Genomic DNA, 16787 nt, shown 5'->3' with positions numbered 1-16787 from the left:
GTCTCTATAGCGGCCGGGTTTGCGTCGCCGCGTCCTGGTCCCGGCCGGGAGCGCTGATCAGAATGCCGGCCTCCCCGGATGGGGGGTGAGGGAGGCCGGCATCCGTCGCGCGCCTTCACAAGGCCGCGACTCACGACCTTTACGAGGCCGCGAGTTCGGCGGCAGTTTTGCCGATGATGGATTCGTCGACCGGCTTCATAATGCCATGCTCCATCAGCATGTCCTCGAGCTCGTCCATGGAGATCGGAGTCGGAATGATACCCTTGCCGCCATTGTTGTGAACCTTGGTAGCGAGATTGCGATAGTGATCGGCCTGCTTCGAATCCGGCGCATACTCGAGCACCGTCATGCGGCGGAGTTCGGCATGCTGCACCACGTTGTCGCGCGGCACGAAGTAGATCAGCTGAGTGCCTAGCTTCTTGGCCAGCGCCTCCGCCAGTTCCAACTCCTTGTCCGTCTGTCGTTCATTGCAGACCAGGCCGCCCAGCCGCACACCGCCCGAGTTGGCGTATTTCAGGATACCCTTGGAAATATTGTTGGCGGCATACATAGCCATCATTTCACCGGACATCACGATATAGATCTCCTGCGCCTTGTTTTCACGGATTGGCATCGCAAAGCCACCGCAAACGACGTCGCCGAGCACATCATAGGATACGTAGTCAATGTTCTCATAGGCGCCGTTCTCCTCGAGGAAGTTGATCGAAGTGATGACGCCACGACCGGCGCAGCCGACGCCCGGCTCAGGACCACCGGACTCCACGCAGCGGATGTCTTTGTAGCCGACCTTCATCACGTCCTCGAGTTCAAGATCCTCCACGCTGCCGGCACTCGCCGCCAAGCTCAGAATCGTGTCCTGCGCTTTGGCATGCAGGATCAAGCGGGTCGAGTCCGCTTTAGGATCGCACCCGACAATCAGGATTTTCTGACCCATCTCGGCCAGCGCCGCCAACGTGTTCTGGGAAGTCGTCGACTTACCGATGCCACCTTTCCCGTAGAACGCGATTTGCCTTAGTGAAGACATGTTGCTCTCCATCAACCGATTTGCCAAAAGTTGCGCGCCTCTTACGCGCGAGCTTGTTTCTCTCTCTCAGAAACGGGGCACACGGGTTCAAGGGAAGGAGCACATCGCTCGTCTTACGCGTCGGCGTGCGCTCAGCCCTCACTCAGTGTTGCTGCCCGATATTAGCAACCGCCGTGCCAACGCTCGTAAACGCTGCCAAGTCTTTGATTACATTTAAAAAGCCACCTGCCCGCGAGTGCGCATGGCTGTTTTGGAACCTATCGGTCAGCGCGGCTGTCAGAAAACGAACAAGAGGCAACCGCTGACGCGAAGCTCATTTGCATGGGCTGTCCCATATCTTCAGCCACGGAATGGGACTTGCTACTCCTCTCGTGAACCGGCTCTCTGGGGCTTGGGCGGTGCGACAATGTCGGTTGCGATCCAGACTGATCGGACAGCGGATACCAGCGGCGCTTAGCCAACTGACATTGAAGATAATCGGCAAGACCATCGAATGGGCGTCGAACGCAGCAGCGACAGGGCCACCGTTCAGCTCAGCGCTGCCAACATAGGTATGACATGGCGACAATCATCTTTTATCAAAAGCCCGGCTGCGCGACCAATGCGCGTCAGATTCAAGCGTTCAACGCTGCCGGTCACGACATCATAGCCAAAGATATTTTGATGGAGCCGTGGGCTTCGGAAGAACTGCGCCGCTTCTTCGGCAATACCCCGGTCGCCTCCTGGTTCAACCAAGCGGCCCCCCGTATCAAATCAGGCGAAGTCAATCCCGCCATGATTGACGCCCAGCGCGCACTAGCGTTGATGTTAGACGATCCGCTCCTGATACGCAGACCTCTGATCGACGTCGATGGATCACGATGCGCCGGATTCGATCATGAGCTCGTGCTGTCGCTGCTTGGCCGCGAGACCCCAGATGATCTCGAGGGATGTGTGCATGACGCAAACGAAACGCGCTGTCCGCAAACGTGAGGCTAGTACAGAAGGCTTTGATGCGAAGAACCACATTTTTCTGCTTCCGGATTGGTTCGTGACCGCCGACTCGGGCCCTCGCTGAGAAGGCCAACCTGGCTGCTCCGTAACACGGATCTGCCGATATTGCGCCTCGGGTGAATGCTGCCTCTACCGGCCCTGCAATGTGCGGGGTTGCTGCATTGCCATTTTGATTCTGCATGGCCCAACGGGCATTGATTGGATCGGGGCATCAAGCCAACCAACAATCTCCTGAAGAGATTGGACTCAGCACAGACAATGAATCGAACAGCTATCAAGCAAAGACAACGACGCTTCGATAGCCGTGCTTCTTATGCAACTCAGCCGCATAATTGCGGTGAGCCCACCACTATTTTGATCCGCATCAAATCCTTCGCCGCTTGTCATGTGTGACAGAGATCTCGCGCGCGTTATCGCGCGACTTTTGGAATGGAGAATTCGATGAGAAGAAGAACAATTCTGACGACGACGTCGCTCCTCACGCTCGCGATCTCGTTGGCCAGCATCTCGGCACAGGCTGCAGATCTCGGTCCGGCGCCGGTTTATTACAAAGCACCCCCGATCGAACCGTTCAATCCATGGATGATCCGCCTGCGGGTGCTCGGCGTTTTGCCGGATACCGCAGGCAGTTCAGTCCACGTCTCCGGGGTACCCTCGCTGTCTTCTCCCAACTCCGGGCTATCGATCAGCGATCAAGCCATACCGGAGCTCGACATCACGTATTTCTTCACAAAAAACATCGCGGCCGAACTTATTCTCGGCGTGACCCGCCATCACATCAGCGGCACTGGCACGCTTAATGGACTCGATATCGGCAAAGCCTGGCTATTGCCGCCGACGCTAACCCTGCAATATCACTTCAACGATTTCGGCCCACTGAAGCCTTATATCGGCGCAGGCATAAACTACACCGCATTCTTCAATCAGTCGGCGGCCAATACGTCGCTCGCCGGCCTTACCGTGACGGATCTGCACATCAGCAACAAGTTCGGCGCGGCGGTCCAATTTGGCTTCGATTACATGCTTGACCGTCATTGGGGCCTCAACTTCGACGTGAAGAAGCTGTGGCTGCGGCCAGACTATTCTGCGACCGTAAACAATGCGATTCCCGTCTCCGGGCGCGCCAATATCGACCCATGGCTCATCAGCGGCGGCATCGCTTACAAGTTCTGACGTCAGAACAGGGTCCAGAGAAGAAGACAAGGTTGATCAATCCGGACGCGGCGAGCCATCGAGCGCGTCCTTCAACCGCACCGCAGTCCATCCGTGAGCGAGATGGCGTGTCAAAGACGCGTCGTCTCGCGAAGAAAGTGAGCGCCATCCGCACCTTGCGCTTGCGGGGTGCTGCGTAGGGACAGTATTAAGTGACGCGAACAGATTGATCCAACAGCCATCGAAGGAAACACGTTCTTGCTTTGTCAGGCGTTGCGACCGTGCCAGTTGCCGATCGGGTCTGACAATTCAAGGCGCCGCGCTGCGCCGTGACAATGATAGTCTGACAAAGGAGTTGACGCTCAAGGTTCAGGGCCCGGGCACGAGCAGCGCTCTAATCTGGGCCCGTCTCACCGAACATCTCAAAGACCGCCATAACGACAAGCTCCATGACGCGCTGTCCGCACGTCCTGACGCCTGAGGGCCGCCCGGTCATCCTGAGCCGACCGACGTGCCGAGGGGACAGCTCATCGACGGAGAAGCTGTCCATGCTTGATTGCCCGGCCAAGCGGCGCGAAGCAAGCCGTTTAGCTGCGCTTTAGCACCATCACGAGGCGGTCGACACGTTTACCCTGCTTGAGATGGGATTCCAGGATTTCGTCGACGTCTTCCGGCGTAGTCGCGCGGTACCAGATTCCGTCAGGATAGACGACCATCAAGGGACCGGAGTTACAATAGCCGAGGCAGCCAGCCATCGTGAAACCGATATCATTAAGGCCTTGCGCTTCGATCGCCTTGCCCATTCGATCCCACAATGCTTGCGCGCCAGAGGCGCCGCAACTGCCGTGCGGATGAGTGGGCGGACGCTGCGTGTTGCAGGCAAAGACATGATGCCTATAAATTTGGGGGAGCTCGAATTCAGTTTCTGAGTCCATGCGCTTATCCTGTGATCAATGCGAGCGATCCGAAAGAGACATGGCCCGGGCTCGCATCGCCCTCACAGGGTCTCTTGCTGTCGAACGCCGCATCGATAGATTGATGCTACTGATTTCGGCGCGCGCCTGCGAACGCAGGCGAAATGAGCGAACGCAACACTAATTGTAAACGCTGAAGATCAGCCACAGATGGCTCACGTCTGGCACAACCTTCCTGATTCGTTTCAACGTCTTCTCCTACCATCGCAATCTCTTCGCTCCTACATTGCTCAACCATCCGATTGCTCCAAAGCAAGTTCCACACCAAATGCAGAATCCTCGCGTTTTTACGACCATCTCTTGTTCTGCCGAGGCGCTCCTCATCGTTGATGCTCGAGTTCCGACAATGTCGTTTCTCTTCTGTTTTGGACAGGACAATCGTTGGCTTCGCGTTTGACGCCCCCCATTCTGCCTCAGCCGTTCGCACGCATGATGTGCGCTCCGCTGTTTCCGATCTATCGTTTACCAGATAGCGCCTGGCGCAAACGCCCCGACAGTCAGAGTGAACGCAGGCCCGCGTTCAAGGCTATAGGTTAAGCTGCCTGGACTTGATCGGCCGTCACGAAACCGGCAACACAGCGGTCCTGGATCGCGCCCACAGCCCTCCACGACACCGTCAAGGCGCACTTGCCGCCTCAATGCCGAACAGCGAACACGCGTTATGCATGCGTCCGCAAACCTGCGGTGCGCTGAGGATCGCGGCGCCACTCGCTGAGTGTCGCATTGAGGCGTTTGGCATCGCAATTGCTGCGCGGGCAACAAGCCAGTCTTAGCGGATAGCCAAAAGCTTCTGACACAGGATCGTCATTGTTCCTCCCAAACGATCCTGTCAGTCTGGGTCTCCCCATTCTCGCAGCCCAGACGGTGCCCTCGGCGGACTTCCAGCCGCCGAGGGCATTTCTTGAACATGTTCTATCGGCCGGCAGCAAGAAGCATGTCCCGCCTGCCGGGTCCATTTGGCGAGTTGACGTAAGAGCAACCTTTCGTTGGTGCGGTGGAGCTCGCTGGCCGCCTGGCAGCAATGCGTTGGACTGCCGTTTGCTCTGACAAGCTAAGAACGCATAATACCGATCTGCACCAACGCTCAGGAGGGACGATTTCGTCCTCCGATAAAATCCCGCAGCCAAGTTGAACAACAGCCAAGTGATACGCCGTCAATCCGGATGGATCGTGATATCCATTGTTTCTTCGCTGTCCTCGAAGCGCTCGGAAGCCCGATCCTCCTCCAGCAGCTTGACGCCGCATAGGCAAACGTCACCTTCGATCACGGCGAGCGCTACCGGCTCAAGCGCTTGTCCATTGCATGGACCATCGATGCACACTCCGGTCTCGATCTCGAACCTTGCACCATGCCGGCCGCATCTGAGAAAGGAATGGTCTGCCGAGAAAAACTCGCCGGAGCCGATGTTCAGCCAGACGCCGTCATGCGGACAACGATTCACATAGCCAAAATAGTCGTTGCCGAAGGTACGCACCACAATAATGGAAAACAGCCGGATCTCGCCGCTATCATCGATACGCGACAGGCTAAAGCCCCTGGCGCCACTCCGCTCGATGGCGTCGGCCGGACAGACGGCAAAAACCTCGATCTGGTCGCCCATTGGGTTCCCGATCATCGCTTGGCTCATCCCGGCCTCGCAGTTTCCTGCCTGAAGGCTTCGACCGCAGTACGGCTCAGTCGGAATATGCCACGGCCAGGAGCGAGCGGTCGATATGCCGCGCCAGCGCGGGCGTTGAGAACTTCAAACCATTGGTTCGGCGTGAGCTTTGCCGGTCGCTCGCTGATCTGGACCACTCTTCCGTTCGGAGCGAAGCGGACGTGAATGATGACTTCCTGTACGTTCATGGTAATCTCTGTTTGACTAACTCGAGACACCCCAGCCGAAACGATGATGGCGCGTGCTCGGATTCGAGCATCTTGGTGCGTAGGCCTCAAGCCACGGCATGGGTACGGCACTTTGCGACGATCGAGCAGGTTTTCTGCGAGCGCGAGGCTAGAGTATTTCTCCCACAGCTTCCCGAACAGTACATGATGCAGCGGCATGTGGCCTGCTCCGGCCTTACGCGGATAGCTATCTGCCCGCGAGGCATCGCATGACATGCGGCTCGCTCGATTTCTCATCTCGCGCACGCCCAGAGCTACGATTGTGCTCAATCGATCCTGCTCCCTTTCATCTGGTGCATAACGATCATCTCAGTAGATCGCCGCACCTGCGCCCACGTTGATCGACGCATCTTTCATGGTCTCCACGATAAACTCGATCTGCTTGTTCGTGAGATGGGTGTGAAACGGCAGCGCTAAAGCGCGATCGGCGACCTTTTCGGTAACCAGGAAATCGCCACGGCGATAGCCAAGGTCAAAATAGTGGCGTTGCAAATGCAACGGTTGGCTGTAGGCAGTGGATTGAACCTGGGCGGCGCGCAGATCATCGATAATGGCGTCCCGACCGGAGCGCGTGAAGCGTGTCCCCAATTGAACGAGATAAAGCATCCAGTTCACATCCGTCACATCGGGACCGACATAAGGCGGCTTGATGCCTTCAAATGACTGGATATGCGCGTTATAGAGCTGCTCGATGAGCCGACGCCGCTCCAGGATTTCATCGAGACGCTTCAGCTGCGCCAGCCCCAAGGCAGCCGTGAGATCGCTCATGCCAGCCTGGTAAGGTGCTGTGCTCGCGACGACAACTGAGAATCGCTCGTCCAGGCGGTGGGCGCGATGGCGGCGCAACCCAACCGCAATATCGATGTCATCCGTCACCACCATTGCGCCTTCACCGCAGCTTAGGGCTACCGGCTGGGCAAAGTCGAACACGGCCAGGTCGCCAAATCGGCCGACGAGCTCCCCCTTGTAGCTCGACCCGATCGCCTCGGTAGAATCCTCCAAGAGCAGCAGCCGGTGGCGCTGTGCGACCGTCCGCAGTTCTGCCCATGGCGCAGGATGACCGTTGGGATTGCCGGCGACTATCGCCCGCGTGCTGGCCGTAATGCTCTCTTCGACCTTCGCTGGAACCAATGTTCCCGACCAATAGTCGACATCGGCAAATACCACCCGTGCGCCTGCGAGACTGATGGCATGCGCTGCTTCGCGAAAGGCGTAGGGCGAGGCAATGACCTCGTGTCCTGCTCCGATCCCGAGCGCCTTGAGTGCAAGCAGGAGCCCAATAGTACCACTCGAAACCGCAACGGCATGTTTGCGGCCCAGATAGACCGCGAAGGCCTGCTCGAACGCCTCAGTGATCCGCCCGCTGGAGATCTGCGACGAACACAGCAGGGTTTCCACTGCAGAGAGCTCAGCGACGGTAATATCCGGGTCCGACAGTGGGATGAAGGACGCATTATTCTCCACATTATGCGCGCCATCGCACGGATGCTCTGCGAGCTCAGTACCGCTCACTGCGCAGCGGTCCTTTTGGCCAATATGATGCCAGTCGCCCGTGCCGGATCGGCCGTAATCTGCACGCAGTGATCCGATCCATCGATCAGATGGAGATCGAAACGCACAAACTGCCGGAATGGCTGATCCGTCATATCCGACGCATCACAGCGCACACAAGCAAGCTGCGGAAAGCGGCGCCGCAGCTCGACAAACGGCTCCTCCTCGGCCCTGTCGGCCGCAAGCAACTGCTCGATTTCAATCAATTCCTGCGCAGTGAGCGTCATCGTGGCTCCTCTGTGGCCCCTCAAAAGCCGCCCCTCATTGCCAGAACAGACGCTCCGGATCCGCGTTCAATTCGTCGATCGCTGAAGTCAGGCGGTGATATAGGCTGTAAAATTCCCAGATTCCTTGGGCGTGGTTCTTGCAAAACACCTTCCAAATTCCGCTCACGCCATCATAAAGAATCAGCGCGACGTCGATTGGCGCGCCGTCCTTGTCAATATTGCGCGAACAACAGGGGCTCTCGACGAGGTAGCCGGCTTTCACCGGTGTCACCTTCGGCGAGACGTAGAGATAGCGCGTGCGGGAGCTCAAGCTGCGCTCGATCCGCTTGCGATCAAGCTCGTTGGGGTGCGCCACCAGCCCGGTCTTGACCTTCCTCATCAGCCCGGCATTCATCGCGAAAGCCTCCCTTCAAAGACCTGTGATTTCTTCTTCAAGACAGCCGATGAGCAACCGCTCTCCAAAATCGACAGTATAGATCGGAACGTTCGCTTCGGTATGGATGGCAACCCTGATGATCTCTCCGGCCACTCCGGCGCCGAGCAGGACCCCGTCAGGCTCCGCATTGGGAAAAGAGCCGTCGTTAATGATATCGACTGCGGTTTTAACCCGCTGGCCCCGCCGATATTTCAGAAAACCGCCTTCATTCACGACACGGCCTCCTCCAGCAATGGCACATCATCGATCTCCTCGCAGGCATCCACCGGCTCGAGTTCCTTGCGCTTCATGCCAACGCGGTAGCCGCTTTCCAGAAACTCGACACCGTAGATGTAGAACTGTTGCAGGAATGTGCCGATCGAGATGACGTAACCGATCTCTCCCTTCTTGACCAAGATGTCGCCAATCTCCTTGCCACGAAAGGTGCCATCATTCCGGATGGTGCGATTGGCTCGTACCTTTTGGCTAAAACTGAAGACAGGGGGCTCGTCGAGCTCGACGACGTCGCTGTCGCGAACAATACCGCTCATGTAGCGCTCCTCATGCATCACTCGCCGGCAGACATGCAGGGGTGCTGCCCGGCCCGACCAGGAGACATCCTCCACGATTGTGCTCATCCCTCGCCGCACTCAGCCGATTCGCCCACCGCAATGCGGTTCGCCAGCTTGTGCCGACGCCAGGATGTCGCTGTAGGGCAGTCCGTGCCCCGAGTGACAGCCATTCCGCGAGATCTAGCCGCGCTCTGGCGTATCGGCCCGTAGCTACGCCAAGTAGCCCCGCAACGGCAGCGCGACGCGGCACGATGTGTCGGAACTGGACGTCCTCAGCGCAGACCGATTGATTGCGGAGCTGCCGGGCGAAGTGGCGCGCGAGGGCGTCGCCAGCTCCTTGTCGGTCAGCATCGGCATCATTTCCCCGTATGAAATGATGTTCCGGCTTGGGCGACGAGGCTTCTATGGCCATCGAGCATCGACGATAAGACGACGGCATTGGCCTGCATGGACACGATCGCTCGGACCTCGCCGTCTGCGCGCCACGTGCCGCCGTTGCTGAGCGCGGGATTCCGCTGGGAGACGTGCTGGAAACGTTGCCGGCACGATCATTTGCGCAAATAGCCGAACGCCGGTAGTCGCAGCCCTTCTTGCGCGACGGACGAGCGCAGGCACTGTAACTAGAGTGATGCCCCTGGGCAGCGTTGCCAATGTGATCGATCTTCGGATTGGCTCCTCCGCTCCAGGACGTCCGCGAACGATTCGGTACCGATCGTGTCAGCCGGTTCGAGTTCGAGCAGCTTGGTCGCTGCCTCGCCCCTGCTTCCAGATTGCCGGCCCATATCGGGAGGCCGGTGAGATCCTTCAACACGGTGGGATGCAACCGCGGCATGATGATATCGGCGTGATCAAGTGCAGCATCAGTCACGTTGACCATCCACCGGTCTTGGCCCGGGACTTCGCCGAACAAAGTGCGCGCGAGCAGCGCTTCCTGACCGGCAGATGGCGACTTGGCTGCTGCCTCGAAGGTCATCGGTAGCTTCGCTCGCCCGGCACATTCCGCGATGTTGCGGCTCGGTAAGGCTGATCCCGCCGGGCATGCGCCGATCAGCGTGACCTCGTCAGTCACATCAACGATAACGGCGCTGCCCAGAAGCCTACGCTCGGAGTTGAGAGGCGTTTTTGGCCTGCCGCGCCAAATGAAATGTCTGCCGACGCTCCGCTGCCGGCGAGCAACGAAGCTTGCAACGCTTTCAGTCCCCGCTCTTGGCATGCCGTTCACGGAAGCTCGCGTCCTAGGCTGGCGCCCGATAGCGGGGCAAGGAGGTGTCAATTACGCAGGTATTGTCGACCGGACAGGCCGCGGCGCATTGCGGCTCGTCGAAATGGCCAACACATTCGGTGCATTTCGTCGCTTCGATGACAAAGCTTCCTCCCTTTTCCGAGATGGCAACGTTCGGGCATAAGGGTTCGCAAGCTGAGCAGCTGGTACACTGAGAGGCGATGATCTTGAATGGCATATACCCCCCTTTACGCCGCGGAGATCAGAGCTCCCTGGCGGATCGCGGCGTCGCCGCGCTTCTCATGCTGGACATCGCCGCTCTTCACCTTGTCTAGATAGGACCTGAACCAGGCGATCGTCGACTTCTCGATGAACTCATGCGCGTATTGATCGACTGGCTCGATCCCGGCCTTGATCAGGCTGCTTTTTGGGCAGCCACCGATCTTGGCCACGAACACCGCATGGCAGTCATGGATGCCACGAATGATGGTCGAAAGCCTGTCCTCCTCGCCATAACCGTCCTGACAGTAGACGTCGACGCGACGGTGACCGATGAATTTGGCGCCGGATGTAGAAAGTTCGTATACTTGGAATTCCTTTGCATGCCCAAAGTGCTCGTTGATGAGTCCCGAGCCCTTGGTTGCGACTGCCACCAGAACCGTGATCGCGCTCGTCTCGCCGGCGAACTGTGTAAGCTCTTGTTGGTGGGCCACGACGCTGGCGGCCCGCTCGTCCTCCACCCTATCTTGATAAGCCTTGCGCGTCCCAAGGTCATATTTGACGTCCATTTTCATGATCTGAGCGGTACTGAACTCTGCGCTGCGATCCTCTCCGATCAGTCCGACAGCATCAGCGCGGCACTGGCGACAATGCCGCATCATGTTCATCTTCCCTTCACAAGCATCCTGCAGCGTCTTCAATTCCTGCGCCGTCGGCCCCCGCTGACCGTTTAGGCCAAACACCGTGCCGTACTCAGGCGCGGAGATCAGCGGCATGATATTGTGAAGGAAGGCACCGCGTGCCTTAACCGCCTTGTTGACCTCGACCAGGTGCTGATCGTTGATGTGGGGGATCATCACCGAGTTGATCTTGCACAGGATCCCCCGTTCGCTAAGCATCTCCAGTCCTTGCAGCTGACGGTCGGTTAGTATCCTCGCCGCATCGATGCCGGTATAGCGTTTATGGTTGAAGAAGATCCAGGGATAGATCTTGGCGCCGATTTCGGGATCGATCGTGTTGATAGTGATGGTCACGTGGTCGATTTTGGACCTGACGATCGTGTCAATATGGTCCGGCAGAGCCAGTCCGTTGGTCGACAGACACAGCTTGATGTCGGGGGCCGCCTTGGCGACCAGTTCGAATGTCTTGAACGTCTTTTCTGGATTGGCGAGAGCATCGCCGGGACCAGCGATTCCGAGCACGGTCATCTGCGGAATGGTGGTCGCGACCACGAGCACTTTTCTCACCGCCTGCTCGGGGGTGAGCTTCTCGCTCACCACGCCCGGGCGAGATTCATTGGCGCAGTCATATTTGCGGTTGCAGTAATTGCACTGGATGTTACAGGCCGGCGCGACCGCCACATGCATGCGGGCGTAATGATGATGCGCCTCTTCGCTGTAGCAGGGATGGTTCTTCACCTTTTCCCAGATTTCGCTCGGCAGATCGCCTTGGCTTGTCCGTGACCCGCAGCCTGCCTGGGCGGTCTTGGCTGCGATGCGACAGCCCTGTTGCTCGGCGGCAGACTGCATCATCGTGCCGTTATCCAGCGCAGCTTTGGCGTATCCTCCGCCCCCCACGACCGCATTCATTCTCTTTTTCCCCGCAGGCACATTGGCTTCCCAGGACCATCCGTGAGCGAGCCTCTAGACGAGGCGTAGCAACTCACATGCCACGGCGCAGAAGACGAACTTTCGTCGGTTTGTCATATCGTTAGCGGACCCGGCCGACGTTGAGACATGTAAGAGCCGCAGTGATACGCTTGTTAAGAATGCGACAGATGCGTCCCCATCCTCACTCAGAGCTTCGCGGGCTGGCGCGTCAATGATGGCGGCAAAGCGCGCGCAACATCCAGCTCCATCTGAGCGGGCCTTTCGTGCGCCGCCCCCACTCACAACTGGCGATACAAGTCGGGCTATCCAGCTTCACACATCTAACGGGTGAGCAGTATCTCAACCGCGCAAGGGAGCCGAATCGCAAGCGGCGCCAGACCTTGTTCGAGCAGAAAACGGAGCTCGTTGCGCGACAGCGTGTCCGGATCGACGATCGCATAGTGGGCGCCACCCGAGCGCTTGATAATCTGCCGCGCATAGCCGCGCAACAGCTGGTCGTTAAAGCGACAACCGATGAAGAGAAAGGCCCGTCCGCTCCGCCTTTCCTTGATGATGTCCGGAATTGGAGTCTGAATGTCGATCTCGGTCAAGGCCTCGACATAGTCAGCATCGGAGATCAGGAAGTTGTTGGCTGGATGCACGCTGCCATGCGGCTTATAAAGCACTGTCGCCCAGCTACCGGCCACGGCACTGTCGACCTCTTGGCCAGAGAAATCATAGAAGCGGTACCAACGATTCTCGCCAATGCCGGTACGGGTAATGCCCTGAACTTCACCCCAGCCCTCGTGCTTGCCCAGCGCGGCGCGCATTGCGCCATCGTACCATGCATCGACGATGACGGGAAGCGACAGGGACGCGAAATGATGATGTAACGGCGTCGGCTCCGCTGACCGAGCGAAGGCCTGCACCATCAATTTCGTCAGCGTAGAGCGATGTTTGCTGACCTCGATATGCTGCGCCGATGCCCATGCATTGCCTTTGGCCCGCCGAGGCAGTGCAACCTTGCTGGCGAAGAAGTCGGCCAGCGCCTCGGGCGAGGTCGGCACATCGGATCTGGACAGTTCGGTGAGGCCAGGACCGAGATAGGGCACGACGCGCGCAACCCTTAACCCGGCAGCGATGTCGACGAGAATGGTCCTAGCCTCAGCTGCATCGACCAAGTCGATCCGCCGAGGCCCCTTCACTGACCCTCTCCGTCCGCTCCTCGTTTTTTGGCGTCGATTGTGATTGGCAATTTTGTATCGCTCGCCATCTTGGGCAAATCGAGTACCCAACCGTTGGCTATTTTGATCCACCCACCCCAGAGCGTCTCATACTCGGACTCAACGATCGGCTCTTCGAGATCTTTCTTTGGTACGTAGATCGACAGGCCTGCCTCTGGAGACCGGCGGATCATGATTTTCACATTGAACTCCTTGACTGTGAACCATGGCTCGCCAAGCGAGCCGACTCCCGCGAAGCGGCGCGCAGGCGAGCCACGATGTCAGACACGGCGCACACGACCTCGTCGACCTCTGCAAATGAGGTTTCTCGCGATAGCGAGAAGCGCACCGCGCCACGCATGCTCCACGCCGGCACCTGCATGGCCCGCAAGACATGCGATGGCTCCATTGAGCCCGCGTTACAGGCTGATCCGAGCGACACAGCAATGCCGGCCCGATTGAGATGATGGGCGATCGCTTCGCCTTCGAGATGATCGAAGGCAATATTGGTCGTGTTCGACAGCCGGTTACTGATATCGCCGAGCGCAATGCACTGACCAATGTGCAGTATCCCCTGCTCCAGGCGGTCGCGCAACGCAGCAATGCGAACGCGCTCCGGTTCAAGCCGCTCCGCCGCGAGCTCTGCAGCCTTTCCAAGGCCGACGATTGCGGGAATATTCTCCGTTCCGCCGCGGCGCCGTCGTTCCTGGGATCCGCCCCAGATCAGCGGCCGGAAACTTGTCCCTTTGCGCAGATATAGCGCGCCGATGCCTTTGGGACCATGCAGTTTGTGCGCGGATAGCGACAGCATGTCGATCGCACTATCCTTAAGGTCTACGCGCATCTTGCCGACGGCCTGGACCGCATCGGTGTGAAACAGCGCGCCCGCCTCATGGGTCAACCCTGCAAGAAACTCTACAGGAAATATCGTACCGGTCTCGTTATTGGCCCACATAACGGAGGCAATCGCGGTCCTTGGTCCGAGCGCACTGCGAAACGCCTCGATATCGAGCCGGCCGCGGGAATCTACCGGTACGACATGCGTCTTGACTCCGCTTGCCGCCAATTGCTCAGTTACAGTAAGAACGGCAGAGTGCTCGACTGAGGTGGTGACGATCTCGTCGCGGCCTTCCTGGGTCGCAAGCGCAGAGAGAATCGCGGCATTGTTGGCCTCGGTCCCTCCAGAGGTGAAAACGATCTCACGATCGTATGCGCAGCCTAGCAACCCCCGTAATCTACCCCGGGCCTGCTTCATGGCGACTGCGACTTCGCCGCCAAAGACATGCGTGGATGAAGCGTTGCCGAATTGCTCTGTGAAGAACGGCAACATGGCTTGCACGACGGATGGATCGGTCCGGGTCGTTGCATTATTGTCGAGGTAAATCGGCACTTGAATCCCGCTCAATCCAGCGCCTGGCCGACAGCCGCAATCGGGACGAGACGAACGCATTCGCCGATTTTGTCGACCAGCCTCGTCTGAATGCGGTCCAGCGTCAGTCTAGGACGCTTATAGAACGCGGATGCGCCGTTCAGACTGGCGATGGTCCTGTGGCTATTGGTCCCGATGAGCCGACAGTCGCCACGATCGCCATGCAGATCCGCTCGCATCGGTCCGATTGCGTTGCGAATGCGAAGCTCTCTCGCAGTGGCCGACGATTGCCATCCTTGTTCCGGTTCGGCCAACATGCTGCGATGTTTTTTCTTCATCAGCTAAACGATTTTCCGCAGGAGCAGCTTGCGGTGGCGTTCGGGTTCTGAAAGGTGAAGCCCGAGCTGTCCGGCGCCATGACGAAATCAATGGTCGTGCCGAGCAGATGCTCATGGCTCTTGCTGTCGACAAACACCTTCAGACCGCCGCATTCGATCACGGTGTCACCAAGCGTCGGCACCTCGGCCAAGCCCATCTTGTATTTGAACCCATTGCAGCCGCCTGCTTCGACCATAATGCGCAGGCCACCGGTCGGGTGCGTCGATGATGCCATCGCGCCTTTGATGGCACTCACTGCGCTATCTGTCAGGTTGATCATGGCTTACCCTCTCATGAGCTTAGGTCTGCCTGACAATGGCAAGTCATGTGCCAGCGTGCACAAGCTTGACCCCGCTTACCTTTTTTTGATCGCATCTGTCGGCTTCGGGACCGGTGTCGAGTTCGTGACAACGCTGCTTGAGGCGATCGCCTCTCGCATACGCGTTTTGTTTCGAGGCACGGCTGGAGGTCGTTACAGATGCGGCGGCAAGCAATTTGCATCGCATCTGGCATCGGCCAGCGCGCCGGTGAAAAGCTCAAATCGAGGACGAATTTAATGACTGCAATCGAGAACACCGCACTCGGTCGACTTGAGAAGGAGGGCCGCCTGCTCAATGCTGTACTCAAGGGCGGGACGACCAAGCCGGGCCGGTTTGGCTTTCGCGGCGACATAGCACTCAAATTTCAGACGCAAGTCGCGGACGAGAAGCGGCCGCCGGACTATTCGATCGAACAGGTTCTGACGGTCGCGCAGGACGGAGAACGTACTATCCCGGTGCTGGCCGGCTACCTGCACTCGTTCGCCTATCTTGCTGACGTCGCGGCTGTGCTTGACGGTGCGTTAAGCCAAAAGGGCAGCTATTTCTTGTTCTGTAACAACGTCGATTTGCTGGCGAAGTACCACATCAAGCTCGGTGGCATTACCTTCCACGTCCTGCCATGCGATGAATCCACTGTTTGGAAGGAGATGATGGACTTGGCCGGGCTCAACAAGGACGACCTCAAGAAATTGGATGCGGGCGGCAAGCTTGATTACCTCCTCGATGCGGCGAAGGCTCTCCATCTATCCTACGACGAGATCTCCTACGAAGACGGGCTGGAGAGGATGGAGCCGGTAAAAAACCGCAACGAGAACCGGCCGGTCTGAGCGCGGACGTCATTCGTTCCGGGACGCATCGTCTTCGACAAGACGCACGCCGACGACACAGATATCGCCATCCAGCACTGTCAAGGCGATCGGCGTGAGCGTTCTGCCCTTACACGGACCATCGACGCACAGCCCGGTTCCGAGCTCGAAGGTGGATCCGTGTTTGCCGCACATCAGCCGGACGCCGTCTGGATCGAGGAACTCGTTTCGTTCCCAGTCCAAAGCAACGCCGTTGTGCGGGCATCTATTGACATAGCCAAGCACCTTCTTACCCCAGCGCACCACAACGATGGACCACGGCCGGTGATTGCCGTCATGATCGAGGACCATAAGGTGGAATCCCATGGCCTTGCGGCTCGGAATGTCGTTAAGGTCACAAATCGCGTAAATAGCAGCTGGCTGCATTTATTGCTCGTCTATCGCAAGGGCTCTGCACTGTTGCTGTGCCTTGAGCTGTAAGAATCGTCCGAGTGCTGCGTGCCGTTCTCTTAGCCCAACGCGCCCCCTTCGGCGCCGCACACCTTGTCCGGCTAGCAAAAGCGCGTGCGCAACTCGCTGCTCCTGGCGTAGCGATCCATTCCGTCTTCCCAGCGTACGCGTATTGGTGCTCCCAGGGTCTCTATAAAACTGATGTTCTATTGTACTGATAATTTCGTCCATTTGCTGGACGAGCCCGACACGACGCTCGATCGTATGCTGGAACGCTCGTTTGGTCGCACTCCCGATGGGGCACCTCGCGCTAAAGCGTGATGGCATTAGGTCCGATAGCCTGAATTTTTCAGGTAGTTGGCGCATTCCTCGGATGTGAAGGCATCGAGTGCGTGGCTGATTGCGGCGCAGACCGCGT

The 16787-nt window shown here is 58.3% G+C and carries 19 protein-coding genes; 3 read left to right on the top strand and 16 right to left on the bottom strand.

What is annotated here, in order from left to right:
• Positions 1 to 139 precede the first annotated feature (139 nt).
• The gene (gene nifH, locus ACZBJS_RS27840; RefSeq protein WP_050403050.1) at positions 140 to 1024 is read right to left on the bottom strand and encodes a nitrogenase iron protein; all 885 of its coding nucleotides are present in this window, start codon (positions 1022 to 1024) and stop codon (positions 140 to 142) included.
• Between the two features lie 558 nt (positions 1025 to 1582).
• On the opposite strand from nifH, the gene ACZBJS_RS27835 reads away from it, so the two are divergent.
• Positions 1583 to 1996, top strand: coding sequence for an ArsC/Spx/MgsR family protein (locus ACZBJS_RS27835; RefSeq protein WP_463439542.1), 414 nt, complete (start codon positions 1583 to 1585; stop codon positions 1994 to 1996).
• Between the two features lie 450 nt (positions 1997 to 2446).
• The gene (locus ACZBJS_RS27830) at positions 2447 to 3190 is read left to right on the top strand and encodes an OmpW/AlkL family protein (RefSeq protein ID WP_375162638.1); all 744 of its coding nucleotides are present in this window, start codon (positions 2447 to 2449) and stop codon (positions 3188 to 3190) included.
• A 566-nt stretch (positions 3191 to 3756) separates the two neighbouring features.
• On the opposite strand, the gene ACZBJS_RS27825 is transcribed toward ACZBJS_RS27830, so the two are convergent.
• From ACZBJS_RS27825 to ACZBJS_RS27760, 14 genes are all read right to left on the bottom strand, one after another.
• Complete coding sequence (locus tag ACZBJS_RS27825) at positions 3757 to 4104, bottom strand: (2Fe-2S) ferredoxin domain-containing protein (protein ID WP_050420686.1); 348 nt, start codon at positions 4102 to 4104, stop codon at positions 3757 to 3759.
• A gap of 1193 nt (positions 4105 to 5297) precedes the next feature.
• Positions 5298 to 5771, bottom strand: a complete 474-nt coding sequence (locus tag ACZBJS_RS27820) for a Rieske (2Fe-2S) protein (protein WP_463439541.1) — start codon at positions 5769 to 5771, stop codon at positions 5298 to 5300.
• Between the two features lie 566 nt (positions 5772 to 6337).
• Positions 6338 to 7492, bottom strand: coding sequence for a DegT/DnrJ/EryC1/StrS family aminotransferase (locus ACZBJS_RS27815; RefSeq protein WP_463439584.1), 1155 nt, complete (start codon positions 7490 to 7492; stop codon positions 6338 to 6340).
• A 44-nt stretch (positions 7493 to 7536) separates the two neighbouring features.
• On the bottom strand, positions 7537 to 7806 hold the full coding sequence (locus tag ACZBJS_RS27810) for a hypothetical protein (protein WP_253640829.1): 270 nt from the start codon (positions 7804 to 7806) through the stop codon (positions 7537 to 7539).
• A 34-nt stretch (positions 7807 to 7840) separates the two neighbouring features.
• Positions 7841 to 8200 carry a DUF3024 domain-containing protein gene (locus ACZBJS_RS27805; RefSeq protein WP_463439540.1) on the bottom strand — a complete coding sequence of 120 codons (360 nt, stop codon included), beginning with the start codon at positions 8198 to 8200 and terminating at the stop codon, positions 7841 to 7843.
• Positions 8201 to 8215: 15 nt separating this feature from the next.
• Positions 8216 to 8455 carry a nitrogen fixation protein NifZ gene (locus tag ACZBJS_RS27800; protein ID WP_463439539.1) on the bottom strand — a complete coding sequence of 80 codons (240 nt, stop codon included), beginning with the start codon at positions 8453 to 8455 and terminating at the stop codon, positions 8216 to 8218.
• Entirely contained in the window at positions 8452 to 8772 is a 321-nt protein-coding gene (locus ACZBJS_RS27795) for a nitrogen fixation protein NifZ (protein WP_463439583.1), read from the bottom strand. The genes ACZBJS_RS27800 and ACZBJS_RS27795 overlap by 4 nt, the downstream gene beginning before the upstream one ends.
• A gap of 1256 nt (positions 8773 to 10028) precedes the next feature.
• Positions 10029 to 10253, bottom strand: a complete 225-nt coding sequence (locus ACZBJS_RS27790; RefSeq protein WP_253640833.1) for a 4Fe-4S binding protein — start codon at positions 10251 to 10253, stop codon at positions 10029 to 10031.
• A 10-nt stretch (positions 10254 to 10263) separates the two neighbouring features.
• On the bottom strand, positions 10264 to 11823 hold the full coding sequence (nifB, locus tag ACZBJS_RS27785; protein ID WP_463439538.1) for a nitrogenase cofactor biosynthesis protein NifB: 1560 nt from the start codon (positions 11821 to 11823) through the stop codon (positions 10264 to 10266).
• Between the two features lie 341 nt (positions 11824 to 12164).
• Positions 12165 to 13010: an SIR2 family NAD-dependent protein deacylase gene (locus tag ACZBJS_RS27780; RefSeq protein WP_463439582.1), complete on the bottom strand. Its 846-nt coding sequence runs from the start codon at positions 13008 to 13010 to the stop codon at positions 12165 to 12167.
• Between the two features lie 14 nt (positions 13011 to 13024).
• Positions 13025 to 13249, bottom strand: coding sequence for a putative nitrogen fixation protein NifT (gene nifT / locus ACZBJS_RS27775; RefSeq protein WP_253624742.1), 225 nt, complete (start codon positions 13247 to 13249; stop codon positions 13025 to 13027).
• Positions 13246 to 14496, bottom strand: a complete 1251-nt coding sequence (nifS, locus tag ACZBJS_RS27770) for a cysteine desulfurase NifS (RefSeq protein ID WP_463439537.1) — start codon at positions 14494 to 14496, stop codon at positions 13246 to 13248. The genes nifT and nifS overlap by 4 nt, the downstream gene beginning before the upstream one ends.
• On the bottom strand, positions 14448 to 14753 hold the full coding sequence (locus ACZBJS_RS27765) for a NifU family protein (protein ID WP_463439536.1): 306 nt from the start codon (positions 14751 to 14753) through the stop codon (positions 14448 to 14450). The genes nifS and ACZBJS_RS27765 overlap by 49 nt, the downstream gene beginning before the upstream one ends.
• Positions 14753 to 15073: a HesB/IscA family protein gene (locus ACZBJS_RS27760; protein ID WP_463439535.1), complete on the bottom strand. Its 321-nt coding sequence runs from the start codon at positions 15071 to 15073 to the stop codon at positions 14753 to 14755. Before ACZBJS_RS27760 ends, ACZBJS_RS27765 begins: the two co-directional genes overlap by 1 nt.
• 276 nt (positions 15074 to 15349) lie before the next feature.
• Between ACZBJS_RS27760 and ACZBJS_RS27755 the strand changes: the two genes are divergently transcribed.
• On the top strand, positions 15350 to 15940 hold the full coding sequence (locus tag ACZBJS_RS27755; RefSeq protein ID WP_463439581.1) for a hypothetical protein: 591 nt from the start codon (positions 15350 to 15352) through the stop codon (positions 15938 to 15940).
• A gap of 9 nt (positions 15941 to 15949) precedes the next feature.
• Here ACZBJS_RS27755 and ACZBJS_RS27750 read toward each other — a convergent pair whose 3' ends face one another.
• A complete protein-coding gene (locus ACZBJS_RS27750) occupies positions 15950 to 16345 on the bottom strand; it encodes a Rieske (2Fe-2S) protein (protein WP_463439534.1) in 396 nt (131 codons plus the stop codon).
• Positions 16346 to 16787 lie beyond the last annotated feature (442 nt).

This window comes from Bradyrhizobium sp. KZN70725 (assembly GCF_055264925.1).
This window is presented reverse-complemented; position numbering and strand designations above follow the sequence as displayed.

Bases quoted from the DNA above. Each gene is read 5' to 3' on its own strand.
- nifH (WP_050403050.1), bottom strand. From the start codon at position 1,024: ATGTCTTCACTAAGGCAAATCGCGTTCTACGGGAAAGGTGGCATCGGT.
- ACZBJS_RS27835 (WP_463439542.1), top strand. From the start codon at position 1,583: ATGGCGACAATCATCTTTTATCAAAAGCCCGGCTGCGCGACCAATGCG.
- ACZBJS_RS27830 (WP_375162638.1), top strand. From the start codon at position 2,447: ATGGAGAATTCGATGAGAAGAAGAACAATTCTGACGACGACGTCGCTC.
- ACZBJS_RS27825 (WP_050420686.1), bottom strand. From the start codon at position 4,104: ATGGACTCAGAAACTGAATTCGAGCTCCCCCAAATTTATAGGCATCAT.
- ACZBJS_RS27820 (WP_463439541.1), bottom strand. From the start codon at position 5,771: ATGAGCCAAGCGATGATCGGGAACCCAATGGGCGACCAGATCGAGGTT.
- ACZBJS_RS27810 (WP_253640829.1), bottom strand. From the start codon at position 7,806: ATGACGCTCACTGCGCAGGAATTGATTGAAATCGAGCAGTTGCTTGCG.
- ACZBJS_RS27805 (WP_463439540.1), bottom strand. From the start codon at position 8,200: ATGAATGCCGGGCTGATGAGGAAGGTCAAGACCGGGCTGGTGGCGCAC.
- ACZBJS_RS27795 (WP_463439583.1), bottom strand. From the start codon at position 8,772: ATGAGCGGTATTGTTCGCGACAGCGACGTCGTCGAGCTCGACGAGCCC.
- ACZBJS_RS27790 (WP_253640833.1), bottom strand. From the start codon at position 10,253: ATGCCATTCAAGATCATCGCCTCTCAGTGTACCAGCTGCTCAGCTTGC.
- nifB (WP_463439538.1), bottom strand. From the start codon at position 11,823: ATGAATGCGGTCGTGGGGGGCGGAGGATACGCCAAAGCTGCGCTGGAT.
- nifS (WP_463439537.1), bottom strand. From the start codon at position 14,496: ATGCGTTCGTCTCGTCCCGATTGCGGCTGTCGGCCAGGCGCTGGATTG.
- ACZBJS_RS27765 (WP_463439536.1), bottom strand. From the start codon at position 14,753: ATGAAGAAAAAACATCGCAGCATGTTGGCCGAACCGGAACAAGGATGG.
- ACZBJS_RS27760 (WP_463439535.1), bottom strand. From the start codon at position 15,073: ATGATCAACCTGACAGATAGCGCAGTGAGTGCCATCAAAGGCGCGATG.
- ACZBJS_RS27755 (WP_463439581.1), top strand. From the start codon at position 15,350: ATGACTGCAATCGAGAACACCGCACTCGGTCGACTTGAGAAGGAGGGC.
- ACZBJS_RS27750 (WP_463439534.1), bottom strand. From the start codon at position 16,345: ATGCAGCCAGCTGCTATTTACGCGATTTGTGACCTTAACGACATTCCG.